Source organism: Mesorhizobium sp. AR02 (assembly GCF_024746835.1).
Classification (GTDB): domain Bacteria; phylum Pseudomonadota; class Alphaproteobacteria; order Rhizobiales; family Rhizobiaceae; genus Mesorhizobium.
On the sequence record NZ_CP080531.1, the window covers coordinates 4184555 to 4209357 of the forward strand.

At 63.4% G+C, this 24803-nt stretch carries 20 protein-coding genes; 9 read left to right on the forward strand and 11 right to left on the reverse strand.

Annotated elements, in window-relative coordinates; translation table 11 throughout:
- The first annotated feature begins 163 nt into the window (after nucleotides 1-163).
- Entirely contained in the window at nucleotides 164-1105 is a 942-nt protein-coding gene (locus tag DBIPINDM_RS24445) for an N-formylglutamate amidohydrolase (RefSeq protein ID WP_258581618.1), read from the forward strand.
- A gap of 315 nt (nucleotides 1106-1420) precedes the next feature.
- Entirely contained in the window at nucleotides 1421-2194 is a 774-nt protein-coding gene (hisN, locus tag DBIPINDM_RS24450) for a histidinol-phosphatase (protein ID WP_258581619.1), read from the forward strand.
- A gap of 73 nt (nucleotides 2195-2267) precedes the next feature.
- On the opposite strand, the gene DBIPINDM_RS24455 is transcribed toward hisN, so the two are convergent.
- Nucleotides 2268-3098 carry a helix-turn-helix transcriptional regulator gene (locus tag DBIPINDM_RS24455; protein ID WP_258581620.1) on the reverse strand — a complete coding sequence of 277 codons (831 nt, stop codon included), beginning with the start codon at nucleotides 3096-3098 and terminating at the stop codon, nucleotides 2268-2270.
- Between DBIPINDM_RS24455 and DBIPINDM_RS24460 the strand changes: the two genes are divergently transcribed.
- Nucleotides 3097-3318 carry a hypothetical protein gene (locus tag DBIPINDM_RS24460; protein ID WP_258581621.1) on the forward strand — a complete coding sequence of 74 codons (222 nt, stop codon included), beginning with the start codon at nucleotides 3097-3099 and terminating at the stop codon, nucleotides 3316-3318. The genes DBIPINDM_RS24455 and DBIPINDM_RS24460 overlap by 2 nt on opposite strands.
- Here DBIPINDM_RS24460 and DBIPINDM_RS24465 read toward each other — a convergent pair.
- The 3 genes from DBIPINDM_RS24465 to DBIPINDM_RS24475 all read right to left on the reverse strand — a co-directional run bounded on the left by DBIPINDM_RS24465 (nucleotide 3315) and on the right by DBIPINDM_RS24475 (nucleotide 4855).
- Nucleotides 3315-3551: a DUF1127 domain-containing protein gene (locus DBIPINDM_RS24465; RefSeq protein ID WP_258581622.1), complete on the reverse strand. Its 237-nt coding sequence runs from the start codon at nucleotides 3549-3551 to the stop codon at nucleotides 3315-3317. The genes DBIPINDM_RS24460 and DBIPINDM_RS24465 overlap by 4 nt on opposite strands.
- 3 nt (nucleotides 3552-3554) lie before the next feature.
- A complete protein-coding gene (locus tag DBIPINDM_RS24470; protein ID WP_197033264.1) occupies nucleotides 3555-3710 on the reverse strand; it encodes a hypothetical protein in 156 nt (51 codons plus the stop codon).
- Nucleotides 3711-3877: 167 nt separating this feature from the next.
- Nucleotides 3878-4855, reverse strand: coding sequence for an alpha/beta fold hydrolase (locus DBIPINDM_RS24475; RefSeq protein WP_258581623.1), 978 nt, complete (start codon nucleotides 4853-4855; stop codon nucleotides 3878-3880).
- Between the two features lie 481 nt (nucleotides 4856-5336).
- Between DBIPINDM_RS24475 and DBIPINDM_RS24480 the strand changes: the two genes are divergently transcribed.
- Nucleotides 5337-5804, forward strand: a complete 468-nt coding sequence (locus tag DBIPINDM_RS24480) for an Hsp20 family protein (RefSeq protein WP_013893124.1) — start codon at nucleotides 5337-5339, stop codon at nucleotides 5802-5804.
- A 73-nt stretch (nucleotides 5805-5877) separates the two neighbouring features.
- On the opposite strand, the gene DBIPINDM_RS24485 is transcribed toward DBIPINDM_RS24480, so the two are convergent.
- Nucleotides 5878-6930: a threonine aldolase family protein gene (locus tag DBIPINDM_RS24485; RefSeq protein WP_258581624.1), complete on the reverse strand. Its 1053-nt coding sequence runs from the start codon at nucleotides 6928-6930 to the stop codon at nucleotides 5878-5880.
- Nucleotides 6931-7424: 494 nt separating this feature from the next.
- On the opposite strand from DBIPINDM_RS24485, the gene gltB reads away from it, so the two are divergent.
- On the forward strand, nucleotides 7425-12185 hold the full coding sequence (gene gltB / locus DBIPINDM_RS24490) for a glutamate synthase large subunit (RefSeq protein ID WP_258581625.1): 4761 nt from the start codon (nucleotides 7425-7427) through the stop codon (nucleotides 12183-12185).
- Between the two features lie 143 nt (nucleotides 12186-12328).
- Nucleotides 12329-13783, forward strand: coding sequence for a glutamate synthase subunit beta (locus DBIPINDM_RS24495; protein WP_258581626.1), 1455 nt, complete (start codon nucleotides 12329-12331; stop codon nucleotides 13781-13783).
- On the opposite strand, the gene DBIPINDM_RS24500 is transcribed toward DBIPINDM_RS24495, so the two are convergent.
- Together DBIPINDM_RS24500 and DBIPINDM_RS24505 are read right to left on the reverse strand one after the other, a co-directional pair.
- On the reverse strand, nucleotides 13780-15009 hold the full coding sequence (locus DBIPINDM_RS24500) for a DUF459 domain-containing protein (protein ID WP_258581627.1): 1230 nt from the start codon (nucleotides 15007-15009) through the stop codon (nucleotides 13780-13782). The two genes, DBIPINDM_RS24495 and DBIPINDM_RS24500, sit on opposite strands and share 4 nt — an antisense overlap.
- Nucleotides 15010-15133: 124 nt before the next feature.
- Nucleotides 15134-16357 carry a lytic murein transglycosylase gene (locus DBIPINDM_RS24505; protein ID WP_258581628.1) on the reverse strand — a complete coding sequence of 408 codons (1224 nt, stop codon included), beginning with the start codon at nucleotides 16355-16357 and terminating at the stop codon, nucleotides 15134-15136.
- A 212-nt stretch (nucleotides 16358-16569) separates the two neighbouring features.
- Between DBIPINDM_RS24505 and galU the strand changes: the two genes are divergently transcribed.
- Together galU and DBIPINDM_RS24515 are read left to right on the forward strand one after the other, a co-directional pair.
- Nucleotides 16570-17475 (forward strand): UTP--glucose-1-phosphate uridylyltransferase GalU, encoded by a 906-nt coding sequence (gene galU, locus DBIPINDM_RS24510; protein ID WP_027030893.1) that lies wholly within the window; start codon nucleotides 16570-16572, stop codon nucleotides 17473-17475.
- A gap of 415 nt (nucleotides 17476-17890) precedes the next feature.
- The gene (locus DBIPINDM_RS24515) at nucleotides 17891-18832 is read left to right on the forward strand and encodes an IS110 family transposase (protein WP_258581564.1); all 942 of its coding nucleotides are present in this window, start codon (nucleotides 17891-17893) and stop codon (nucleotides 18830-18832) included.
- Nucleotides 18833-18851: 19 nt separating this feature from the next.
- Here DBIPINDM_RS24515 and DBIPINDM_RS24520 read toward each other — a convergent pair whose 3' ends face one another.
- Entirely contained in the window at nucleotides 18852-20651 is a 1800-nt protein-coding gene (locus DBIPINDM_RS24520) for an outer membrane beta-barrel protein (RefSeq protein WP_258581629.1), read from the reverse strand.
- A 208-nt stretch (nucleotides 20652-20859) separates the two neighbouring features.
- Between DBIPINDM_RS24520 and DBIPINDM_RS24525 the strand changes: the two genes are divergently transcribed.
- Complete coding sequence (locus DBIPINDM_RS24525; protein WP_258581630.1) at nucleotides 20860-21861, forward strand: KpsF/GutQ family sugar-phosphate isomerase; 1002 nt, start codon at nucleotides 20860-20862, stop codon at nucleotides 21859-21861.
- Nucleotides 21862-22030: 169 nt separating this feature from the next.
- Here DBIPINDM_RS24525 and DBIPINDM_RS24530 read toward each other — a convergent pair whose 3' ends face one another.
- The 3 genes from DBIPINDM_RS24530 to DBIPINDM_RS24540 form a co-directional block, all read right to left on the reverse strand.
- Nucleotides 22031-22495 (reverse strand): NfeD family protein, encoded by a 465-nt coding sequence (locus DBIPINDM_RS24530; RefSeq protein ID WP_258581631.1) that lies wholly within the window; start codon nucleotides 22493-22495, stop codon nucleotides 22031-22033.
- A 23-nt stretch (nucleotides 22496-22518) separates the two neighbouring features.
- Nucleotides 22519-23469, reverse strand: a complete 951-nt coding sequence (locus tag DBIPINDM_RS24535; RefSeq protein ID WP_258581632.1) for an SPFH domain-containing protein — start codon at nucleotides 23467-23469, stop codon at nucleotides 22519-22521.
- A 121-nt stretch (nucleotides 23470-23590) separates the two neighbouring features.
- Nucleotides 23591-24802 (reverse strand): NAD(P)/FAD-dependent oxidoreductase, encoded by a 1212-nt coding sequence (locus DBIPINDM_RS24540; protein WP_258581633.1) that lies wholly within the window; start codon nucleotides 24800-24802, stop codon nucleotides 23591-23593.
- Nucleotide 24803: the final 1 nt, after the last annotated feature.

Sequence of the window (24803 nt, forward strand, 5' to 3'; positions counted from 1 at the left end):
ATATCCCGTCCGAATCACCCGCCCGAGACTGCCGCCCGGGCAGCCCGTTAACCATCCTGTATATGAGGAGGTGACGGTAAACATCAAGTGAACGCGGCGAAGCATTATCCGCATTTGGCAAGGCGATGCGGGATGGCGAAATGCTGGACATGCGGCCAGCAAGGTGGCACTTTCATACGATGATGCATTGGTGTTTTCGGGTTCGTGCAAATTGAAGACGGCAGCCGAGGATTTTTCGGTCGTTCAACCCTTCGAAATCCGATCGGGCGCCGAGCAGCGCGTCCCCTTCCTGTTCAACTCACCGCATAGCGGCCGCTACTATCCGGAACGCTTCCTCGCCATGGCGAGGCTCGACCGCAACGCCATCCGCCGCTCGGAGGATTGCTACGTCGATGAATTGTTCGGTGGCGCTGTGGCGCTTGGCGCGCCGATGCTGGCGGCGAATTTCCCGCGCGCCTATCTCGACGTCAACCGCGAGCCCTGGGAACTCGACCCGCGCATGTTCGCCGAGCCGGTGCCGTCCTTCTGCAATATCCGCTCGGCGCGGGTGGCGGGCGGACTTGGCACCGTGCCGAAGCTGGTGGGCGAGGGGCTCGACATCTATTCCGGCCGCCTGCCGCTGGCCGAAGCCGTTGCCCGCATCGAGGCCGTCTACAAGCCCTACCACGAAACGCTGAAGCGGCTTTTGACCAGAACCCATGCCCGCTTCGGCTTTGCCGTGCTGATCGATTGCCATTCGATGCCGGCAAGCATCCGTGTCAGCGACAGCGGCCTGCGGCCGGACTTTATCATCGGCGACCGTTTCGGCATCTCGGCGACCGCGGCCCTGACCGAGACGGCGATCGGCCTGCTGACCGCGATGGGTTACACCGTCGCCCACAACAAGCCTTATGCCGGCGGCTTCATCACCGAGCACTATGGCCGCCCGGCGCGCCATCTGCATGCGCTGCAGATCGAGGTCAATCGCGGGCTCTACATGAATGAGCGGACGTTCGAGAAGGCTGCCGGCTTCGACGCGCTGGCCGACGATCTGACGCGATTTTCAGCGGATCTGATGGCAATGCCCGACCATCACTTCATCGACCTGCCGTTGGCCGCGGAGTGAAATAGCCGGCCCGAGGTGCAAGGCGTAAAAAAAGACCGCATCGTTTGCACGATACGGTCGAAGTCTAGGGAGGAAACGCCCAAGGAGGGCATGGACAGGAAAACCTGTCCGAGGTCGAGGGTATTGTGCGGTGCACAAATGTCAAGCGACCTTCAGGCTTTTTTAATTCAGAGTGATGTGGAAATTGCGTTTCGATGACGTTCATGTGACATTTGGGCAACAGCTGTCGCGACGAATAAATCGATAAACAGGCTTGTTTTGGCGGGAAAGTGTCGGCAGAGCCCGGTTGGGCACTCGGCAATGCGGGAGAATCAGTTGGACATCAGCATCGATTTCATGCGCCGTATCGCGCAGGCGGCAGCGGCCGAGACCTTGCCGCGCTTTCGCGCCCAGGGTGCCGTGGCCAACAAGGAAAAGGGCAGTTTCGACCCGGTCACCGAAGCCGACCGCGAGACGGAACGCGCCATCCGGGCGCTGATATCGGCGCAGTATCCCGACCATGGCATTCTCGGCGAGGAGCACGGCAGCGAGAACATCTCCAGCCGGCATGTCTGGGTGATCGACCCGATCGACGGCACGCGCGCCTTCATCTCCGGCCTGCCGGTGTGGGGGACGCTGGTCGGGCTGACGGTCGACGGCGACGCGGTCGCCGGCATGATGGCGCAGCCCTTCACCGGCGAACTGTTCTACGCCAACGCCTCCGGCTCGCACTATGAGGGGCCGGGCGGCCCGCGCAAGCTTTCCACCCGCAAGACGACCAGCCTCGCGGAGGCAACGCTGTTCACCACCACGCCGGCGCTGTTCAAGGGCGAGGCGCGCACGCGCTACGACGCGTTCGAAAAGCAGGTCCAGCTCGCCCGCTATGGCGCCGATTGCTATGCGTTCGCCATGATCGCCTCGGGAAGCGTCGACATCGTCGCCGATCCCGGCCTGAAGCCCTACGATATCGTGGCGCTGATCCCGATCATCGAGAAGGCGGGCGGTGTCGTCACCACCTTCGATGGCGGGCCGGCGGAAAAGGGCGGCGATGTGCTGGCGGCGGCGACGCCGGAGCTTCATGCGGCCGCCATGGCTGCCCTGCGCGGCTGATATTTCGGTGTTTTTTGCATGACGCAACTCCTGTGGGAAAACCGCTACACACGTTTCCTGGAATTGCTTCAGTTCAGCGCGATCTGATCGAGCGCTGGAACTCCGCCGGCGTGCGTCCGTAGACCTGCCTGAACGACGCGCTGAAATGGCTGTGGCTGGAGAAGCCGAGGTCCATGCCCAAAGTGGTCAGATTGTCGTAGCGGCCAAGCAGGTCGAGCGCGCGCGCCAGACGCAGGCGCAGATGATAGCGATAGAGCGGCATCGCCTCGACCTGCTGGAACACCTGCGTCAGATAGACCGGCGAGACGCCGACCTCGCCGGCAATCTCGGCCAGCGTCCAGCGCCGCGACAGGTCCGACGCCAGCACGAGCTTGGCGCGGTCGACCAGCTTCTGCCGTCCGGGGCTGGCGCCCGCGACATGCGAGGTGCGCTCGCCGAGCGAGCGCCGCACCAGCGTTAGCGCCAGCGTCTCGGCCTCCAGCGTCTCGGCGACATTGCGGCTCAGGCTGTGGCGCAGCAGTGCCACCAGTGCCTGCGCGCGCGGGTCGATGCGCCGACGCTGGCGACGAAAGGCCAGGACGCCGCCGGCGCGCAACTGCTCTTTTGGCGCCAGCTCGCGCAACTGGCCTGCCTCGATGACGAGATCGATGCAGGCGTCGCCGCCCTCGATGGGATGGCTGACCTGGTAGGCCTCAGCCTCATTGAAGAACAGCAGCTGATTGGCTTCCGCGACGGCGTCATTGCGGCCGACATGGCGCACGAAGACACCGCGATAGGGAAACACCAGATGCGTGGCCGACGTGCATTCCTCATCGCTCCTGTGCCGGCACTCGCCGCTGCAGACGACGTTTCGCACCTTGACGATGCCGGTGTCGAGCAGCGGATGAACCTGGAATTGCGACATGACCGCTATGCTCTTTCCTCACGTCGCAATGTTCCGGCGGCGCAAAGGACATTCTACGCAAGCGGCCTGCCCAATCCTGTCAGGAGACTTCTCGACAAGCGCTGCTCAATCCCACAAAAGCAGTTCGCCGTTTCATGGAACCGGCGAACTGCTTCTGCTTTTTGTTTTGACGCAATTCCCGCGGGAAAACCGCTTCACACTTTTCCCGGAATTGCCTTAGCGCCGCCTGAATTCCGAATAGGCATCGCCGCGCGATAGACCAATGTCCTTGAGCTGTTCATCGGTCATTTCCAGCAAGGCAAGCCGGCTTCGGCGCTTCTCCATCTGCCGGCCGAGCCATCTCGCCGCCGCGATGCATTGGGCGTGCAAGAATTGCAGGATGGCCGTGGTGCGGGCTGGCGGCGCCGGGACCTGGCCGGCCAGGCGTTGTGCCGCTGCGTGATCGGGGCGCATGGCTCAATCCTCGCTCACGCCGGCCGCCGAGGCGCCGGCCTCGTTCAGCGCCTGGGCGCATTCCTCGCAGCAGACCTCAACGGTCTTGCCGCCGACCTTGACGCGGATCGGGTTGGCATCGAGCTGGCAATCGCAGGCGGCGCAGGTTTTCTCGGTCATGATCTCATCTCCATGGCGTTCAATTCGACGCATGCAGATGAGCATTCCGGGACGGGCGCGGGCTGTCAGAATCTTTAGCAGTTTGCGTGCCGCGGGGCGCGGTCGGTCGATCATCCTGACAACGGTGTGTCAGCTATGCCGGCCCGGTGGAAGAGCTGCGCTACCAGTCAGGCCGTCGGGTCGTCGGAGCCGGGAATGAAGGCGTCGAAGGCGGCGAGGAATTGTTCGCGGTAGAGGTCGACTTCCTGCAGGATTTCGTGCTTGGAGCCGTCGATCATCAGCAGCGAACCGAGCCTCAGACTTCTGGCGTAGGCCTCGACCGCCCTGGTCGAGACGACCTGGTCGGCGCCGGCGGCGATGATCAGCAGAGGCACCTGAATCCGCGCCATGAAGTCCGGATCGCTGATCGCTTCCGACGCCTTCGCCGCTGCCTGCAGCCAGCGGATCGTCGGCCCGCCAAGCGCCAGTTGCGGATACTCTTCATAGATGCGGGTGTTGCGGCGGTAGCGCAGTGGATCCGACGTCACCTTGTTGGCTAGGAAAGGCAGCGTGTGTCTCGGCCGTGGCCCCCAGGCGGCATAGAGCCGGCCAAGGCCCAAAACACAGAAAAACGAACAGACGCGGCGGACCGTTCGGATCGAGACCGGCAGGTCGGGCAGCGTCAGGAACGGCGCGATCAGCACCATGCGCCGCACGCGGTTGACCATGGACGGCGCGGCAAGCAGCGCAATCACCGCCCCGGCGGAATGGGCGAGGATATAGTACGGTCCGCGGCAGTCGGGCAGCACGATCTCCTCGAAGAACTGCTCCAGATCAGCCGTGTAGTCGCGGAAGGACCTGACATAGCCGCGCTGGCGATCGCGGATCAGCCGGTCGGAATCGCCCTGGCCGCGCCAGTCAAGCGTGGCGACGCCAAAGCCCCGGGCGGCAAGGTCGCGGATGGTTTCGAAATATTTCTCGATGCACTCGTTGCGGCCGGACAGCAGCACCACGGTGCCTTTCATCGGACGCGCCACCGCAGCGAACAGGCCGTAGCGGATCTTCTTGCGATCGCGTGTGACGAAGAAGCCGCCGGTGGCGTTTTCCGGCCGCGGATTGCCCTGAGTTTCGTGAAAAAGGGGCGTGTCGTGGAAAGTATCCGTCATTCGGCGCTTCGTGCTCGGCGTCTTCACGTGCCTGCCTGATATGGCTGGCCCCGCCAAAGGTGATAGACGCCAATACGCCAAAAGCAAAGGAATTCCGGGTTATGGGACTCCAATGAGGGAAGGCCGGAAGCCGCTCGAGAGCGTGCTTCCGGCCTCTGTCGATCCGGGAGGAAGGGACGTTAACACCCGGTTCGGCCTCGTTGCGGCACCTCTGCAAAATCCGGTGCTGCCAATCCTTGATCTTGGGGACACTTTAGCCGTGCCTGTCTGAACGCGCGCCGAAGCGCCGGTTCATCTGCCGTTCATCAAGGGCAGGGCGCTTCGTTTTTTTGCCATCCGGAGAAATCTTGAAATGCATTCGCGTGCTCCCCAGATGTGGGTTGCGGTCGCCAATGTCGGGGCCGCTGGTCCTCCCGAAACGCCGCTCACGGGTTTCGCACCGGCCATACGCAAACCATGTTGCTCGACAGGAGAACACCTCATGCGTCACGTTGATTTTTCCCCGCTTTACCGTTCGACCGTCGGCTTCGACCGTCTTTTCACCATGCTCGATTCGCTTGCGCAGCCCGATGGCGCGCAGACCTATCCGCCCTACAACATCGAGCGCACCGGCGAGGATTCCTACCGGATTTCGATGGCGGTCGCCGGCTTCTCGGACGAGGAAATCTCGATCGAAGCCCACCGCAACGTGCTGACCGTGAAGGGTGAGCGCAAGGACGAGGGCACCGGCGAAGGCTCCGAGCTGCTCTATCGCGGCATCGCCTCCAGGGCGTTCGAGCGCCGCTTCCAGCTTGCCGATCACGTTGAAGTCGTCGGTGCCGCGCTGAAGAACGGCCTGCTCTTCGTCGACCTCAAGCGCAACATTCCCGAGGAACTGAAGCCGCGCAAGATCGCGATCACCTCGGCTCCGGCCAAGGCTAAGCAGATCGAAGCCAAGACCGCTGCGTAATATCTAAAGTCTCCTCCCGAGACGGAAGCGGCGCCGAAAGGCGCCGCTTTTTTGTTGTCCGGGAGATGGATTTCTATCCGGCGATCAACTGGCCAAAGCGGTCGACTTCCTCGGTGGTGGTCGCAAAGCTGGTGACGAAGCGGTAGAGCAGCTCGTCCTCGCCGATATGGCCGTCGAAGCCGTGCGGCTTGTGCCAGTCGTAGAAGGCCGCGCCGGCCGCCTGCAGCCTGTCGGCCTCGGTCTTCTTGATCACCGCGAACACCTCGTTGGCCTGCGGCAGCCAGGCCAGCTTGGCGTGGGCCGAATCCTCGATCGCAGCCGCGAGGCGGGCGGCCATGGCGTTGGCGTGGCGCGCGGTGTCGAGCCATTGGCCGTCCTTGAAATAGGCTTCGAACTGCGCCGCGACGAAACGCGACTTCGAAAACAGCTGGGCGGCACGCTTGCGCAGGAAGGCCAATTCCTTGGCGCGGTCGAGGTCGAACAGCACGATCGCCTCGGCGCACCAGCAGCCATTCTTGGTGCCGCCGAAGGACAGGATGTCGACACCGCGTTTCCAGGTCATTTCGGCCGGCGTCGTGTCGAGCGCGACCAGCGCATTGGCAAAGCGGGCGCCATCCATGTGCAGCGGCACGGAATGCTGTTTGGCGATGGCCGAAATCGTCTCGATCTCATTCAGACCGTAAATGGTGCCAACCTCGGTCGACTGGGTGATCGAAACCGCCATTGGCCGTCCCCAGTGGACGATTTCGGGCGCGAAACGGCCAATGGTCCGCTCCAGATTGTGCGGGTCGATCTTGCCCAGTGCGCCGTCGACGGCATGCAGCCGTGAGCCGCCGGAAAAATACTCCGGCGCGCCGCATTCGTCTTCGATGACATGCGATTCGCGATGGGCAAAGGAAATACCGCCGGGCTTGTTGAAGGTGGTCAACGACAGCGAATTGGCGGCGGTGCCGGTCGCCACGAAGAACACCGCGACCTCGCGTTCGAAAATCTCGCTGAAGCGCTGGTAGACCGCCTGGTCGAGTGCGCTGTCGCCATAGGCGGTGGCAAAGCCGCCGGCCGCGGCCGACAGGCCGACAACAATATTGGGATGGGCGCCTGCCCAATTGTCGGAAGCGAAGAACATGCATCTGCCTGTGTTTGGGGGAAATCGGGGTTTGGGGGAAATCGGTGGGGAGTTGACCGGTTTCGCAAGCCGATCGCAAGGGCCACACGCCGGAAAACCGTTAAAGCCAGCCAAGCCGACAGGGCCGGGATCGGCGACTGAAGCTTACGTTTTCCCTCAACTTCACGTAATTTTATGTCGCGGGAAGCTCAAGTTTTTTGTGAATCGGTCTTGTGTGCGTCCGGGAATTCTGCCATAAAAATTTAGGACAGTAGTGCTGTCTTATTTTGTCGCACAAAACAGGCTGGATTGGCGTAACATATTGGCCTCTCCGGCTGTTGCTGCGAGCGACAGGTGGACGGCCAGACGCTGGCCTGTACGATACCAGACGCGAACCATGCGGAAAGCCGCTTGGTTCGGCAAGGATTTCGCAAGACGTGCCGCAAGGATCAGGGTGAGCCAAGCGCTTGCCGAGGCAAACCAGCGCCTGAAGGGCTGGAATGGAGGACAGGACAATGACGGACATGACGCTCTCTGCGACGAACGGCCAGGCCGCGCAGACGAAAGCGGCTGCCGTCAAAAATACGTCCCGAACCGACATTGGCCGAACCGCCATCGGCCGAACAGACATTGGCCAAACCGGTTTTGCCCCTCGGGGCCTCTACGATCCGCGCAACGAGCATGACGCCTGCGGCGTCGGCTTCATCGTCAACATGAAGGGCGTGAAGTCGCATCAGATCGTCAAGGACGGCCTTGCCGTGCTTGAAAACCTGACGCATCGCGGCGCTGTCGGCGCCGACCCGCTGGTCGGCGATGGCGCCGGCGTGCTGGTGCAGCTTCCCGACCAGTTCTTCCGCGAGGAGATGGCAGCCCAGGGCATCGAACTGCCGCCGGCGGGCCAGTACGGTGTCGGACACTGGTTCATGCCGCAGGACGCGGCGCTGCGCGCCCATATCGAGGACATCATCGCCGAATCGGCGCAGTCCGAAGGACTGCCGCTGCTCGGCTTCCGCGATGTGCCCGTCGACAATTCGTCGCTGTCGAAGGCGCCCGACATCGTCGCGTCCGAGCCGTTCCATCGCCAGGTGTTCATCGGCCGCACGGCGGATATTCCCGATGACGAGGAATACGAGGCCCGGCTCTATCTGCTGCGCAAGGTCATCTCCGGCCGCATCTATGCCGAGAACGACAACAAGGACATCGGCGCCTATTGCGTGTCGCTGTCGGCGCGCACCATCGTCTACAAGGGCATGTTCCTGGCCTACCAGGTCGGCGCCTACTACAAGGACCTCAAGGACCCGCGCTTCGAGACCGCGCTGATCCTTGTCCATCAGCGTTTCTCGACCAACACCTTCCCGTCGTGGAAGCTGGCGCATCCCTATCGCATGGTCGCGCACAATGGCGAGATCAACACCGTGCGCGGCAACAACAACTGGATGGCGGCGCGCCAGGCCTCGGTCGATTCCGAGCTGTTCGGCAACAACATCTCGAAGCTGTGGCCGATCTCCTATGACGGCCAGTCGGACACCGCCTGCTTCGACAATGCGCTCGAATTCCTGTTCCAGGGCGGCTACAGCCTCAGCCACGCCATGATGATGCTGATCCCGGAAGCCTGGGCCGGCAACAAGCTCATGGATGCCGATCGCAAGGCTTTCTATGAATATCATGCCGCGTTGATGGAGCCGTGGGACGGGCCGGCGGCGGTCGCCTTCACCGACGGCCGCCAGATCGGCGCCACGCTCGACCGCAACGGCCTGCGCCCGGCACGCTACATCGTCACCGACGATGACCGCGTCATCATGGCTTCCGAGGCCGGCGTGCTGCCGGTGCCGGAAGAGAGGATCGTCAAGAAGTGGCGGCTGCAGCCCGGCCGCATGCTTCTGATCGACCTTGCCAAGGGCCGCATCGTGCCCGACGAGGAGATCAAGTCGGAGATCGCGACCAAGCACCCCTACAAGACCTGGCTCGCCAACACGCAGCTCATCCTGGAGGATCTGAAGCCGGTCGAACCGCGCGCGCTGCGCAAGGATGTCAGCCTGCTCGATCGCCAGCAGGCCTTCGGCTACACCCAGGAAGACACCAAGCTGTTGATGTCGCCGATGGCGACCACCGGCCAGGAAGCGGTGGGCTCGATGGGCACCGACACGCCGATCTCGGCGATGTCGGACAAGTCGAAGCTGCTCTACACCTATTTCAAGCAGAACTTCGCCCAGGTCACCAATCCGCCGATCGACCCGATCCGCGAGGAGCTGGTGATGAGCCTGGTGTCCTTCATCGGGCCGCGGCCGAACATTTTCGACCTGGTCGGCAATTCGCGCCGCAAGCGGCTCGAAGTGCGCCAGCCGATCCTGACCAATGGCGATCTCGAAAAGATCCGTTCCATCGGCCACACCGAGGACCGTTTCGACACCAAGACGATCGACATCACCTATGGCTCGAATGAAGGCGCTGCCGGCATGCAGGGCGCCATCGACCGCTTGTGCGAGCGCGCGGAAGCGGCGGTCGCCGGCGGCTACAACATCATCATCCTGTCCGACCGCCAGCTCGGCCCGGACCGTATCGCCATTCCGGCGCTGCTGGCGACGGCCGCGGTGCATCATCACCTGATCCGCAAGGGGCTGCGTACCTCGGTCGGCCTCGTCGTGGAATCCGGCGAGCCGCGCGAAGTGCATCATTTCTGCTGCCTTGCCGGTTATGGCGCCGAGGCGATCAATCCCTACCTCGCCTTCGATACGCTCACCGACATGCACAAGCGCGGCGAGTTGCCGGAAGAGGTCGACGCCTACGAGGTCGTCTCGCGCTACATCAAGTCGATCGGCAAGGGCATCCTCAAGGTGATGTCGAAGATGGGCATCTCGACCTATCAGTCCTATTGCGGCGCGCAGATCTTCGACGCCATCGGGCTGAAGACCGATTTCGTGCAGCAGTATTTCACCGGCACCGCGACGCTGATCGAAGGCGTCGGGCTGGATGAGGTCGCGGGCGAAACCGTCAGCCGCCACACGGACGGTTTCGGCAGCGATCCGGTGCTGCGCAACAGCCTGGATGTCGGTGGCGAATATTTGTTCCGCATGCGCGGCGAGGCGCATATGTGGTCGCCCGACGCGGTCGCCACCTTGCAGCACGCTGTGCGCCAGGGTTCGTGGGAGACGTTCAAGGAGTATTCGGCGCAGATCGACAGCGAGACCGCGCGCGCGCAGACCATCCGTGGCCTGTTCAAGATCAAGCTGGCAGAGGAGAGCGGGCGCAAGAAGGTCGCGCTCGACGACGTCATGTCGGCAGCCGACATCGTCAAGCGCTTCTCGACCGGGGCAATGTCGTTCGGCTCGATCTCGCGTGAGGCGCACACCACGCTGGCGCGCGCCATGAACGCCATAGGCGGCAAGTCGAACACCGGCGAGGGCGGTGAAGAGGCCGACCGTTACCTGCCGCTGCCCGGCGGCGGCAAGAACCCGGAACGCTCGGCGATCAAGCAGGTCGCCTCGGGTCGCTTCGGCGTGACGGCTGAGTATCTGGTCAATTCCGATGTCATGCAGATCAAGGTCGCGCAGGGCGCCAAGCCCGGCGAGGGCGGCCAATTGCCCGGCCACAAGGTCGACGCGACCATCGCCAAGGTGCGGCATTCGACGCCCGGCGTCGGCCTGATTTCGCCGCCGCCGCATCACGACATCTATTCGATCGAGGATCTGGCGCAGCTGATCTACGATCTGAAGAACGTCAATCCGGCGGCCGACGTTTCGGTCAAGCTGGTGTCGGAAGTCGGTGTCGGCACGGTCGCGGCCGGTGTCGCCAAGGCGCGCGCCGACCACATCACCATTTCGGGCTATGATGGCGGCACGGGTGCCTCGCCGCTGACCTCGCTCAAGCATGCCGGCAGCCCATGGGAAATGGGTCTTGCCGAAACGCACCAGACCTTGGTGCTGAACGGCTTGCGTTCACGCGTGGCGTTGCAGGTCGATGGTGGCCTGCGCACCGGCCGCGACGTCATCATCGGCGCGCTGCTTGGCGCCGACGAGTTCGGCTTCTCGACCGCGCCTTTGATCGCGGCCGGCTGCATCATGATGCGCAAGTGCCACTTGAACACCTGTCCGGTTGGCGTCGCCACCCAGGACCCGGTACTGCGCAAGCGCTTCAAGGGCACGCCCGAGCATGTCATCAACTTCTTCTTCTACGTCGCGGAAGAGGTGAGGGCGCTGCTCGCCGAAATGGGCTTCACCCATATCGACCAGATCATCGGCGACGCCGATCTTCTGGAGAAGCGCGACGTGATCCAGCACTGGAAGGCGCGCGGTCTCGACTTCTCGAAGATGTTCTACAAGCCCGATGCGCCGCACGAAGCGGTGCACTGGACAGAGCGCCAAAAGCATCCGATCGACGATGTGCTCGACCGCAAGCTGATCGAACTGGCCAAGCCCGCGCTGGAGGCCAAGCAGCCGGTCAAGATTGAGGTGGACATCCGCAATGTCGACCGTTCGACGGGCGCCATGCTGTCGGGTGAAGTCGCCAAGCGCTTCAAGCACAAGGGCCTGCGCGAGGACACGATCCAGGTCAAGCTGACCGGCACCGCCGGCCAGTCCTTCGGTGCCTTCCTGGCGCGCGGCGTCTCGTTCGAGCTTGTCGGCGCCGGCAATGACTATGTCGGCAAGGGCCTGTCGGGCGGGCGCATCGTCATCCGGCCGCCGGAAGAGGCCAGGATCGTCGCGGCGGACTCCATCATCGTCGGCAATACGGTGCTTTACGGCGCGACCGAGGGCGAGGCCTATTTCGCCGGCGTTGCCGGCGAGCGTTTCGCGGTGCGCAATTCGGGCGTCGCCGCCGTCGTCGAAGGCGTTGGCGACCATGGCTGCGAATACATGACCGGCGGTGTCGTCGTCGTCATCGGCAAGACCGGACGCAACTTCGCCGCCGGCATGTCGGGCGGCGTCGCCTATGTGCTGGACGAGGCCGGCGATTTCGCCGAGCGCTGCAACATGGCCATGGTCGAGCTGGAGCCGGTGCCGGAAGAAGACGACCTTATGGAAAGGCTGCTGCACCATGGCGGCGACCTCGACCACAAGGGCCGCGTCGACGTGTCGGGCGACATGACCAGCCATGACGAGGAAAGGCTCTATCAGCTGATCTCGAACCACGTGCACTATACGGGTTCGGTGCGCGGCCGCGAGATCCTCGACGACTGGACGATTTTCCGGCCGAAATTCCGCAAGATCATGCCGGTCGAATACCGCCGCGCGCTGATCGAGATGGAACGCATGCGCATGGGCGTCGCGGCCGAATAGACTTATGAGAATTGCCGGGGAGCCCAGGTTTCCCGGCCCACCTTCATCGACAGTTTGACCTCGGGCGCAAGCTTGCCATGGCTGCCTCAAGAGGTTAACGGGTGCGGCGAAAACCGCACCATCTGGACAGCAGGAACTGGACTATGGGCAAGGTAACAGGCTTTCTCGAAATCGACCGGCAGGTGCACAAGTATCAGCCGGCCTCCGACCGCATCCGGCATTTCCGTGAGTTCACGCTGCCGATGTCGGACAAGGAGGTCGAGAAACAGGCCGCGCGCTGCATGGATTGCGGCATTCCGTTCTGTCACGGGCCGACGGGCTGTCCGATCCACAACCAGATCCCCGACTGGAACGACCTCGTCTACAACAGGGACTGGGACAACGCGATCCGCAACCTGCACTCGACCAACAATTTCCCGGAGTTCACCGGCCGCATCTGCCCCGCACCTTGCGAGGAAGCCTGCACGCTGAACCTCGAGGACATTCCGGTCGCCATCAAGACGGTCGAGCAGGCGATCGCCGACAAGGCCTATGAGACCGGCCATATCAGGCCCTATCCGCCGGAGAAGAAGACCGGCAAGCGGGTCGCCATCATCGGCTCCGGCCCGGCCGGCATGGCGGCCGCCCAGCAGCTCGGCCGCGCCGGTCATGACGTCCATGTCTATGAGCGCGAGAGCCGCCCGGGCGGGCTGATGCGCTACGGCATTCCCGACTTCAAGATCGAGAAGCACTATATCGACCGGCGCATCGAGCAGATGCAGGGCGAGGGCGTGACCTTCCATTGCGGCGTCAATGTCGGTGTCGACAAGCCCGTCGCCGAACTGCTCGCGGAGCATGATGCCGTGCTCTATTGCGGCGGGTCGGAAACGCCGCGTGCCGCCGGCATTCCAGGCGACGATCTCGGCGGCGTGCATGACGCGATGCCCTATCTGGTGCAGCAGAACCGCCGCGTCGGCGGCGAGCCGATCCAGTCGGTGGCTTGGCCGTCGCATCCGATCATCGCCGGCGGACAGCATGTCGTCGTCGTCGGCGGCGGCGATACCGCGTCCGACTGCGTCGGCACTGCCTTCCGTCAGGGCGCGGTGCGCGTCACCCAGCTCGATATCCGCCCGCAGCCGCCCGAGAAGGAAGACAAGCTCGCCGTCTGGCCCTACTGGGCAACCAAGATGCGCACCTCGTCCTCGCAGGCCGAGGGCGCCGAGCGCGAATTCCAGGTGGCGACGCTCGAATTCATCGGCGAAGAGGGCCAGCTGACCGGCGTCAAATGCTGCGAGGTCGACGACAAGCGCAAGCCGATCCCTGGCACCGAATTCGTCATCCGTGCCGACCTTGCTTTCATCGCCATTGGCTTTGCCGGACCGGCGGCGGTGGGCGTGGCGAAGGAACTCGAGGGTGACATGAAGATCACCACCGACAACCGCCGCTCCCGGAATGTCGAGGCCAATGACCGCGACTATCGCACCAGCGTCGACCGGCTCTATGCGGCGGGCGACGTGCGCCGTGGCCAGTCGCTGGTCGTGTGGGCGATCCGCGAAGGCCGCCAGGCAGCGCGCTCGATCGATGAGGCGCTGATGGGGTCGACTGTGCTACCGCGTTAAGGAGTAATCGCCGTCGTCGTGTCGGCCGCCGCGGCTGTCGCCGGCGGCTCCGCCTTCGGTGGCCAGGAGAAATCGTCGGCGCGTCCGGGCGACGCCTCCGGCGCCTTGCCTTCGATCACCAGTCTTTCCCCGGGAAGAGCCGGATTGGCTTTTGCCGGCGGGGCGGCGCCGAGCAGTTCGGTGCCACCGTCGAGTGCCGGATCGCTGAGCAGCATCGGTACGGTGCGGTCGATGACAATGGGTGCGGCTGCCGGCGCCGGTGCTTCGACCGGCGCGCCTGCTGGTGCCGTGGCCGGGGCCACGCTTCCAGGCGCGGCCAGGCCCAGTATCTTCATCAGCGGCTTTTCGGTGTAGAAGGCGAGTTTGCGCTTGCCGGCCTTGGAGACGTTGATGCCGTCATCGGCGCGCAGCCGCACCGGCTGGCCGTTCATGTCGGGGCCGGTGGTGATGAAGGCACCATTCTCGTCGACGAAGCCGTCCCAGACATCGACGAATTCGCCGCCATGGCCTTCGGCGGCCTTGTGGTAGATGTCGTTGAAGGCCAGCATGTCGGACGTCATCTTCGGCACCCGGAATGCTGGCATGCCGACCCACAGGAAAGGCACCTTGGCCGTGGCGATGGCCTTGCCGAGTTCGTCGGTGCGGCGCTCATATTCCTTGGTCCAATTCTCCGACCGGGGCTGCTCGCGCACATCGCCCACTTTCATCTGCTGGCGATCGTTGGAGCCCAGCATGACGACCACCGCGGCCGGTTTCTCGGTCTCGATCAGCGATTTGATCTGTTCTGGCCAGTTGTAGAAATCATCGCGCACAAAGCCGGATGAACCATTTGAGCGGACGACGATCCTGATGGCTGGGTTGTCGGCAAAGGCGGTGTCCAGGCCTTCGGCGAGACCGGACGCCATGAAGTCGCCGACCACCAGGACAGTGCGGGCGTCTGGCGCCTTCTCAACTATTGGCACTTGTGGTTCGACCGGCGCACGTGGCACCCGGGGTTTGCGAGGCTTCGGCTTTGCCTTCTGAATGTCGAGCGGCGGCTCGACGCGTTCGCTGCGGCGCGGGAATAGAAGATCGCGCAACGACCAGCCACGATTTTGCTGCGGCTGCTCCTGCGCCATGGCCGGCGCATGGAAGGCACCGGCGGCGCCAATCGCCAGCAGGACGATCGCCAGAAAAAGGATCGGCGTGCGACGAACAAGCAACGCGATACGCGCGGCCGAAACCAATCACTCCTCCATCCCCTTGTGCCTGGTCCCGCAAACCGGAGCCGGTTTTGCGGCCGGGCGCAAGTTCAAAGTGCCATGGCGCCCGCCGAGTGCGCTGGAAACGCGCGTGGCGCCCTGGTCAGCTCTATTTTTGTCTGAGCCATTTGAGCACTTCCATGCTCGGATAGCCGTCCTGGGTCAAGCCGACCTTTGCCTGATAGGTCATGATGGCTGTTTTCGTGCCGTCACCGATCTTGCCGTCGAACTTGCCGTCATAGAGCCCGTGCTGCGAAAGCCGCTTCTGCAACTCCTGCCTTTCCTCGAAGGTGAGCTTGGTGAAGGGCCGTTTCCAATCCTGGACCAGGCCGCTCCCGCCGGCGATCTCATCGGCGAGCAAGCCAACAGCCAGCGCATATTTGTCGGCGTTGTTGTAGGCCTTGATGACCGAGAAATTCCTGACCATCAGGAAGGCCGGTCCGCCACGGCCATCTGGCACCTTCAGCGTCGCCTTGTCGGTGAGGTTCTTGAACGGCTTGCCGCTGGCCCTGACGACGCCAAGCGCCTGCCATTGCGCCAGCGTCTTCGAGCCGCCTGGCAGTTTTCCGGCCGGGATGGCGACTTCGTAGCCCCAGGTCTTGCCGGCCTGCCAGCCATTCTTCTTCAACAGATTGGCTGATGTCGCCAGCGCATCGGGGATGGAATTCCAGATGTCGCGCTTGCCGTTGCCATCCATATCGACGGCATAATGCTGGTAGCTGGTAGGGATGAACTGCGTCTGCCCCATGGCGCCGGCCCAGGAGCCCATCAGGTGGCTTTCATCGATGTCGCCGGTCTGCAGGATCTTCAGCGCCGCGACCAGCTGGGTGCGGGCATATTTCGACCGCTTCGGGTCGCCATAGCCCAAAGTCGCCAGCGAACGCACGACGTTGCGCATGATGTCGTCGCGCTTGAGGATCTCGCCATAGTTCGATTCCATCGACCAGATGGCGAGCAGAATGTAGCGGTCGACGCCGAACCGCGCCTCGATCCTGTCCAACCACGGCTTCCACTTTTTCGCCATCTGCTGGCCAACGGCGACCGACTGGTCATGGACGCGGTTGTCGAAATAGTCCCAGGCGGGCGCGGTGAATTCCGGCTGGGTGCGCGCCTTTTCCAGCACCACCGGATCGGGCTCTTTGATATCCCGGAAAGCCTGGTCGTAGACAGCGCCGGAAACCCCACCCGCCACGGCGGTGGCGCGGAAACCGGCGACCCACTGCCGGAAACCGGCGTCGGCGAAGGCTGGGCCGGCAGGCATCAGCAGAGCGAGCGAGAGGCTGGCGGCCGTCATGACGCTGGTGAAACGTTTTGCGGCATTGCGAACGGACATGTTTTCCTCCTTCTCTGTCTCAGGAAAGACCATTCATCGCCGAACCGGGTTAGGAATTAGTTTACCATAGGTGTCGCCTGGAACGAAAAGACACCCTCGATGCTTTAACCGGTGGAAGTTTCCCTCACCCGCCCCAGTAATCTTCAATTCCGGCGTGAAAATGTCGCGAAACAGGGATTGCGGAGCCGGCCAGCAAACGGATAATTGAAAGCATGAAGAGAGTTCGCAAGGCAGTTTTCCCGGTCGCCGGTCTCGGCACGCGGTTCCTCCCGGCCACCAAGGCTGTTCCCAAAGAGATGCTGACCGTCGTCGATCGGCCGGTCATCCAGTATGTGGTGGATGAGGCGCGCGAAGCCGGCATCGAGCATTTCATCTTCGTGACGGGCCGAAACAAGGCGGTCATCGAAGACCATTTCGATATCCAGTTCGAGCTCTATGACACGCTGGCCCAGCGCGGCAAGGACGAGCAGCTTGCCCGGTTGCAGCGGCTGCAGCCGGCGCCGGGGCAGACCAGCTTCACCCGCCAGCAGGTGCCGATGGGTCTCGGCCATGCCGTCTGGTGCGCGCGCGAGCTGGTCGGTGACGAGCCGTTCGCGCTGTTGTTGCCCGACATGATCATGCAGTCGGAAAAGAGCTGCATGAAGTCGATGGTCGAGCTCTACGAGGAAACCGGCAACAACATCATTGCCGTGCAGGAATGCGACCCGGCAGAGGCGCACAAATATGGCATCGTCGGCCGCGGCGAGGACACGCATCATGGCTTCCGCATCACCGAGATGGTGGAGAAGCCGAAGACCGGCACGGCACCCTCCAATCTCTACATCAACGGCCGCTACATCCTGCAGCCCGAGATCTTCAAGATCCTCGAAGGCCAGGAAAAGGGCGCCGGCAACGAGATCCAGCTCACCGACGCGATGCTGAAGCTGGAAAAGCAGCAGGCCTTCTACGGCTACCACTATCAGGGCCGCACCTTCGATTGCGGTTCGCCGGAAGGCTTCGTCGAGGCCAATGTCGCCTTCGCGCTGTGGCGCAGCGACATGAACGAGAACATGGCCGGGGTGATCCGCACGCTGCTCGACGAGATGAAGCCGTCGGAGCGCCGCGGGGCGGCTTTTTAGGCCCCACACCGTCGTCATCCACGGGCGGAGCAGGAGCGAAGCTCCGTCGCGGAGACCCGAGGATCCATTCTGTTACATGAGACCCAGAGTGTTAGCGGTCCGGAACGATGTCTCCAGGCCCACCACCGCAGAGGCGCTCATAAGTCGCGGCATGGATCCTGGGGTCTGCGCCGCGTCGCTTCGCTCCTTGCTTCGCCCCAGGATTGTTTGAGCAGGATTGGGTAGTGTGGCGGCCGGGACTGCGGCCCATCACAACCGGCAGTCCCGGCGGCAGGCGACCGTCCCTGGGATCGGGCAACACCCGACGTCATCATGGTCCCTGCCGTCTTTGTCCGCCATCGCTTGGAGAGTTGATTGGCCGCTGGCTTGCGCCACGCCCGCAAACAATCCGAAGCCTTAGAAGGATACCACCAGCATGGCCTTCTTGCATCAACAACCGAGCCTGTGCCTCGGCCTCGATATCGCCAAGGACACCATCACCGCCGCCGACGGCACCACCACCCAAGTCATCGACAACCAGCGACGCACGATCCGCGCCTTCCTCAAGAGCCACAAACAGGCCGATCTCGTGGTCTGCGAACCGACCGGTGGCCATGAGAGCCTGCTGCTCGAAGAGTGCCTGCGCGCCGGCATCGCCTGCCATCGCGCCGACACGCTCAAGGTCAAGAGCTTCATCCGCTCCTACGGCACGCACGGTAAGAGCGATGCCATCGATGCCGCCATGTTGAGAGCCTACGGTCGCGAACGCTGGGAAAAGCTGACCCTTTGGCAAGCCCCGGACCCCGACGAGACCCGCTTGCGCGCCCTGGTGCGCCGCCGCCAGGAACTCATCGCCATCAAGATCGCAGAGAAGAACCGCGCCAAGGCACCTGGTGGCCGCGAGCTCGCTGCCTCCTTCGAGGCCGTGATCAAAGTCGTCGAGCGTCAGATCCAAGCCATCGATGCAGCCATGCGCGAGCTGATCGCCGGTAGCAGCGCCCTCAAGCATCGAGCCGCCATCTGCACGGCCATGGACAGTCTCGGCCCGATCGTGACCGCCAAGCTGCTGGCCATCTTGCCCGAGCTCGGCACCATGACACGCCGAAAGGCTGCAGCCCTTGCAGGGCTCGCGCCTCATCCAAACGACAGCGGACAAAAGCAAGGCTACCGCAAAATCCGCGGCGGACGACCGGAAATCAGGAGCATCCTCTACATGCCCGCATTGCACGCCGCTGCCGGAAGGGGCGAGTTCGCCACCTTCTACAAACGCCTCATCACCAACGGCAAAAAGCCAATGGTGGCCATCGCTGCCGTCATGCGAAAAATCGTCGTCACCCTAAACGCCAGGCTCAGAGACGCCACCATTCCTCAGAGTTGATGACGAAGCTCGGACGTTCTCAACGCTGCACTTTCAGGCCGAGATAGATGCTGTTGGCGGTGTAGTCGCGGCCAGGCAGGTTGCTGGTCAGCTTCTCGGTCCTCACCCTTGTGGTGAGGCCGGCATAGCGGTTCAGCCACCAGGTCAGCCCTGTCTCGGCGCTCAGGATCCTGTCATGGCCATCGATGCCGACATAGTGGCGCCAGTCGAGGCCCAGAGCCGCATTTGCGGTAAGATTGGCGCGGATCTGGCGTTCACCGGTCAGGCGGCCGGAGTAAAGGATATCGCCGCTTTCACCTGATGTGGTCGTGGTCTCGACGGTGGTCTTGCCGGTCAAGCCGATCGTGGTGCCGCGCTCCGGCGACCATTTGAGGTCGGCGTTGACGGTGGCGCCCGAAATCGCCTCCAGGCTCTTGTCATCGATCGCTTCCCGCAGCCAGCCGGCCGAGAATTCACCCGACAGTTTCTCGCCCATGTCGAGTTGCAGGCCGGCGCGGGCGCCGAGGCGCGTCGAGGAACGCTCGAAGCCTTCATTGTCGATGCGCTGATCATAGGCCCGGCGGCCGACCTCGATCTCGGTGAACGGGGTGAGGGCAGGGGAGATTTCGTAACCGGTGCGCAAGGTCGCCGTGTAGAGCGTGTTGTCCTGATCCTTCTGCGACAGCGTTGTGCCGTCCGAAAGCTTGGCGTCACCATAGAAGTCGTGCGAGACCGCGCCAGTCAGCGTGTACTGCATCTTGCCGATGTGCTTTTCGACGCCGAGGCTGCCGTCGATCGTCTGCCGCAGCGGCTGGGTGCTGACGCCGGCAATGGCATTCGGTGATGACGCCGTCTCCGGTACCGCTTCATAGCCGAGCTTGGCGATGGCGCGCAGTTCGTTGTCGAGGTCGACATTGAGCTGGCCTTCGATGCGGCCTTGCGCATCGTGAACCCGGTAGCCCGAAACGGTCTCGCGAAACAGGCCATAGCCGTCGATGGTGGCGGCGTTTTCGCGCCAGTCGGAAACGGCGGTAAAGCGCAACGCCGTCTCCGACAGCAGCGCCGAGGTGCCGGCACTGCTCGAATCACCATTCGTGGTGGCGGTCAGCCCTTGTTCGATCGACGGCCGGATGACGAAGGAGCCCCATTTGACGCCGGTGGGCGCGAACGGATCCTCTTCGGCTTTCTTGTTCTGGCCTTCAATGGCGGCGGTGCGCTCGGCGCCGGGGTCGAGCTTCTGCCTGTCGGCGCTGTCGACGGTGAGGGCACGGCGGTTGGCCGTCTCCTCATCGGTGTCGGTCGTACCGGCAGCGTCCGTCGTGGAGGCCGTTGTTGAAGCGGTGGTGTCGGTGGTTGCAGCCGTCGTTTTTTTCTTCTTTTTCGACTTGTCGGCCGTCTTGGTGCCCGCTTTGGTCTTGTCCTGATCCGCCGCGTTCTGCCTGGCAGTCGATGGGCGGCGGCGAGGCTTGGGCGGCGTCGGATTGTCGGTGGACGTGTCGTCGGTCGCCTGCGGTGGATCGAAAACGCTGCCGGTGGCGGCATCGGTGTTCGTGTCGTCGGGGACAGCGCCGACGCTGGCCGGCAGATAGGTGCGCGGCGGCGTATCGTCCTGCGCGGCGTTGGCCGGCGCCTGCTGGCCCTTGGCGGCAAGGGCGAGCTGCCTTGCCTTGCGCTGCTGGTCGGACAGGATCGCCGATTCGGAAACCTCGCCGCGCAGCTCGGTCTCCTGGGCATGAAGCTGCCCTGGGCGCAGCAAGGCAAGCATGCTGGTCGCCAGCAGCAGGGCGCATACCGCCTTGCCCTGTCGTCCTCTTGATTTTTCTGGCTGGGCCCCGGACATCGCCACCACTGCTTGCGCGGCGCTGTGCGCGCCATACTTACCGAACCGTAAATGGGGATGGTTAACGGAGGGTTGAGGTGGCGATCGTTCGTCCGGTTAAAGTGCCGCTGTTTGCGGGATCGAGCACCGCGTCCGAGGTCTCTGCCCCCAAGGCGCCACAGCCATTTCTGTTGGACAGGCGGGCGGCAAAGCGCTAATCGCATCACCCATGCATGCGAAATCCCTGGATAAGAAGCCCCTGGACAGGCAAGCGTCGATTGATTCGGCACTGAGAACGGTGGCAACCGAGCAGGCCGGGATCGCCGCCCTGGCCGAAGCGCTCGAGAACGGACTGGCCGCGCCTTTCGCGCAGGCCGTCGACATGATCTCGAAGATCGAAGGCCGGCTGATCGTCACCGGGGTCGGCAAAAGCGGCCATATTGGCTCGAAGATCGCGGCGACGCTGGCCTCTACAGGCACGCCAGCCTTCTTCGTCCATCCCGTCGAGGCCAATCACGGCGATCTCGGCATGATCGCCAAGGACGATGCTATCATCGCCATGTCGTGGTCGGGCGAAAGCCTCGAGCTCAAGGGCATCATCGCCTATTCCAGGCGCTTCTCCATTCCGCTTATCGCCATAACCGCTGGGGAGACATCGGCGCTGGCGCGTGCGGCCGACGTGGTGCTGCTTTTGCCGCGCACCCCGGAGGCCTGCCCGCACGGCCTGGCGCCGACGACATCGACGCTGCTGCAACTGGTCATCGGCGATGCGCTGGCGATCGCGCTGCTCGAGGCGCGCGGCTTCACGCCGGATCATTTCCGCACCTTCCACCCCGGCGGCCAGCTCGGCGCCAACCTGACCATGGTCTCCGAGATCATGCGGGTCGGCGACCAGATGCCGCTGGCCGTGCTCGGCACCAAGATGCCGGAAGCGGTGATGACGCTGTCGCAGAAGAAGGTCGGCTGCGTCCTGATCGTCGACGCCAATGGCGAATTGGCCGGGATCATCACTGACGGCGATGTCGCGCGCAACCTGCACCGCCACCTGGCCGACGTCATCGTCGACGAGGTGATGACCCGCACGCCCAAGACGGTCGACCCGCAGACGCTTGCCGGCACCGCGATCGCGCTGCTCAACGAGCACAATATCGGCGCGCTGGTGGTGACCAAAAATAATATGCCGCTGGGCGTGGTGCATTTCCATGACCTGCTGCGCATCGGCGCAGCCTGAGGTGCATTGATATTCAGGTGAGGCCGGCCTGCGAACGGCGGCTTTCTGCGCTTCCGGTGCTCACGTACTTAAGTACGCTCCGCTCCGGTTCTCGAAAGCCATCGTTCTCGGCTCGGCCTGACCTGAATCTCAATACACCTCGCCGCCGCGCGGTGTGTGCTGTGAAAATTCAGACGCGTTCCACCGTCAGTTCCAGGTCCGTATCCGCGGCGCTCGTCACGCGCACCTGCGTGCCGGCTGGCAGGTCGGGGCCGGACACACGCCACAGCGTGTCGCCGAGTTTGATGCGGCCGCGGCCGTTGGCGATCGGCTCGGCGAGCGTCGCCATGCGACCGACCATCTGCGCGCCACGCCGGTTGAGCAGTGGCTGGTCGGTCGGGTCATGGCGCCCGCCGACCAGTCTCTTGCCGACATAGGCCGAGACCAGCGACAGCGCCAGGAAAGCGAGAACCTGGACCTGCCAGGTCCAGATCGCCGCATCCCAGATCAGCAGCGACACCGCGCCGATGATGAGCGCGGCGATGCCGATCCACAGCATGAAGATGCCGGGCGCGATGATTTCCATCACCAGCAGGACGAAGCCCAGAACCATCCAGCTCCACGGGCCGAGTTCGGAAATGACACGATCGATCATGGTGTTCTCCTCTGTTGGAGACTTTAATTATCGGTCGGACGCACGACCGGCGGGCGGGCGGACTGGCGCTGTGCGCCGGTCGTGCCTTCGCTGCGGAAGACTTCCTTGGCGATTTCGCCGATGCCGCCGAGCGAGCCGATTAGCGATGACGCCTCGAAGGGCATCAGCACGATCTTGCTGTTGGTGGCGGTGCCGATCCTGCCAAGTGCTTCGGTGTATTTCAGCGCGACGAAGTAATTCAGCGCCTGGACGTCGCCCTTGGAAATCGCTTCCGACACCACCTGGGTGGCGCGGGCTTCGGCCTCGGCCGAGCGCTCGCGCGCCTCGGCGTCACGGAAGGCCGCTTCCTTGCGGCCCTCGGCTTCGAGGATCTGCGACTGCTTGAGGCCTTCGGCGGCGAGGATCTGCGCGCGCTTGTTACGCTCGGCGGTCATCTGGCGGCCCATCGATTCGATGAGGTTGGCCGGCGGGTTGATGTCCTTGATCTCGACGCGGGTGATCTTGATGCCCCACGGATGCGCCGCCTCGTCGACGACGCGCAGCAGGCGCTCGTTGATGGCGTCGCGGTTCGACAGGAGCTCGTCGAGGTCCATCGAGCCCATGACGGTACGGATGTTGGTCATCGTCAGGTTGAGAATGGCATTCTGCAGGCCGGCAACCTGATAGGCAGCCTGGGCCGCATTGAGGATCTGGTAGAAAGCGATGCCGTCGACACCGACGATGGCGTTGTCGCGGGTGATGATCTCCTGGCTCGGAACGTCGAGCACCTGTTCCATCATGTTCATCTTGGCGCCGATGCGGTCGACGAAGGGCGTGATGATGTTGAGGCCGGGGCTCAGTGTCCTGGTGTAACGACCAAAGCGTTCGACGGTATAATTGTAGCCTTGCGGAACTGTCTTGATGCCTTTGAACAGCACCAGCACGACAAGCGCGACAAGAACAATGACCGCAATATCGAAACCACTGAAATCCATTTGGCTCTCCCTCAGAAGCAGGCTGCGAGAGCCATTCCCGCGCAGCCGACTTCACCAAAGACTTAAGTGTGTTTCAGGTGCGTTACAATCAGGTGATGATGGATTGTTTGTCGGTTTGCACTCACTGGTTGAAGGCGAAGAGCTCTGCGTCAGTGTCGGCGAGTCCTTTGATCGAAGCCGAAATAATTTCGGAAGCGATGCGCGAGAAGGTGATGCCATTGCCACCGTAACCCATGACCGCATGGATGCGTGGGTGCCTCGGGATGGCGCCGATATAGGGCAAGCCGGTGGACGTGGTGCCGAAGGAACCGGTCCAGGCGAACTCAGGCTTGACGTCGAGATGGGGGAATAACCGGCCGAGTTTTTCGGCAATACGGGCACTCTTGTCGGCGATCAGTTCATCGCGCCTTGTCTCGTCGACAAAATCCTCGTCCTCGCCGCCGCAGATGACGCGGCCATCCGCCGTCGCGCGCATGTAGAGGTAGGGATCGGACGCTTCCCAGATGAACGCTGCACCCGGCCAGAGCTTTCGCGGTTGCGGGCGCGTCGCGATCGCCCAGGTCGAGATGATCTGGTGGGCCGCGGCAGGCACGATGTCGACCAGTTCGTAGCCGGTGGCCAGGACCACATACCGTGCCGTGATGGTCGGGCCATCCTTTGTTGTCACGACCACCTCGTCGGCATTGTCCTCGATCGCCGTCGCTTCGACGGGCGCATGGAAACGCGCCTTGCGCCCCAGCGCCTTGAGCAGCAGCCCGGCCGTCAGTCTGCGCGGGTCGAGCGCGATGTTGCCGTGGCTGAGGATGGCGCCGCCGCGGTCGATGCCGAATGTCTCCGTCAGCGGCTGCGGCGTCAGATAGGTCGCGGCAATGCCCGCTTGCCGCCGCGCTTCGGCTTCATCCCGCAGTTCCGACGGGCCGAGCACCGTGCCGGCCAGATAAAGCGACTGGGTGCGGCGCAGGCGACAGTCGATTGCGAGATCCTCGATGCGGCCAGCTAGGTTGGAAACGGCGAGCCGCGAGCGTCGCCAGGCCTGCTGTGCGCTGGCCTTGCCGATCATCTTCGAGAGCGTTGAAAGCGGCTGGTCGATTTCGAATTGGACCAGCGCCGTCGTTGCCGCGGTCGAGCCTTTCAACGGCCCGCGCCGGTCGATGCAGATCACCGCATGACCGTCTGCCGTCAGCGCCTCGGCCATCATGGCGCCGCTGATGCCCATGCCGATGATCAGCACGTCGGTCTTGGCGTCGCGGGTCAGCGCCGATGTCGGCACGGCAGGGGCGCGATAGGCCGACCAGACGGGCCGGCCAGTTCTGAGGTCGAGTTTGCGGGGCATC

Bases quoted from the DNA above. Each gene is read 5' to 3' on its own strand.
- galU (WP_027030893.1), top strand. From the start codon at position 16,570: ATGAAGAGAGTTCGCAAGGCAGTTTTCCCGGTCGCCGGTCTCGGCACG.
- DBIPINDM_RS24470 (WP_197033264.1), bottom strand. From the start codon at position 3,710: ATGACCGAGAAAACCTGCGCCGCCTGCGATTGCCAGCTCGATGCCAAC.
- DBIPINDM_RS24525 (WP_258581630.1), top strand. From the start codon at position 20,860: ATGCATGCGAAATCCCTGGATAAGAAGCCCCTGGACAGGCAAGCGTCG.
- DBIPINDM_RS24535 (WP_258581632.1), bottom strand. From the start codon at position 23,469: ATGGATTTCAGTGGTTTCGATATTGCGGTCATTGTTCTTGTCGCGCTT.
- gltB (WP_258581625.1), top strand. From the start codon at position 7,425: ATGACGGACATGACGCTCTCTGCGACGAACGGCCAGGCCGCGCAGACG.
- DBIPINDM_RS24540 (WP_258581633.1), bottom strand. From the start codon at position 24,802: ATGCCCCGCAAACTCGACCTCAGAACTGGCCGGCCCGTCTGGTCGGCC.
- DBIPINDM_RS24480 (WP_013893124.1), top strand. From the start codon at position 5,337: ATGCGTCACGTTGATTTTTCCCCGCTTTACCGTTCGACCGTCGGCTTC.
- DBIPINDM_RS24455 (WP_258581620.1), bottom strand. From the start codon at position 3,098: ATGTCGCAATTCCAGGTTCATCCGCTGCTCGACACCGGCATCGTCAAG.
- DBIPINDM_RS24475 (WP_258581623.1), bottom strand. From the start codon at position 4,855: ATGACGGATACTTTCCACGACACGCCCCTTTTTCACGAAACTCAGGGC.
- DBIPINDM_RS24495 (WP_258581626.1), top strand. From the start codon at position 12,329: ATGGGCAAGGTAACAGGCTTTCTCGAAATCGACCGGCAGGTGCACAAG.
- DBIPINDM_RS24465 (WP_258581622.1), bottom strand. From the start codon at position 3,551: ATGCGCCCCGATCACGCAGCGGCACAACGCCTGGCCGGCCAGGTCCCG.
- DBIPINDM_RS24520 (WP_258581629.1), bottom strand. From the start codon at position 20,651: ATGTCCGGGGCCCAGCCAGAAAAATCAAGAGGACGACAGGGCAAGGCG.
- DBIPINDM_RS24530 (WP_258581631.1), bottom strand. From the start codon at position 22,495: ATGATCGATCGTGTCATTTCCGAACTCGGCCCGTGGAGCTGGATGGTT.
- DBIPINDM_RS24460 (WP_258581621.1), top strand. From the start codon at position 3,097: ATGACCGCTATGCTCTTTCCTCACGTCGCAATGTTCCGGCGGCGCAAA.
- DBIPINDM_RS24515 (WP_258581564.1), top strand. From the start codon at position 17,891: ATGGCCTTCTTGCATCAACAACCGAGCCTGTGCCTCGGCCTCGATATC.
- DBIPINDM_RS24505 (WP_258581628.1), bottom strand. From the start codon at position 16,357: ATGTCCGTTCGCAATGCCGCAAAACGTTTCACCAGCGTCATGACGGCC.
- DBIPINDM_RS24485 (WP_258581624.1), bottom strand. From the start codon at position 6,930: ATGTTCTTCGCTTCCGACAATTGGGCAGGCGCCCATCCCAATATTGTT.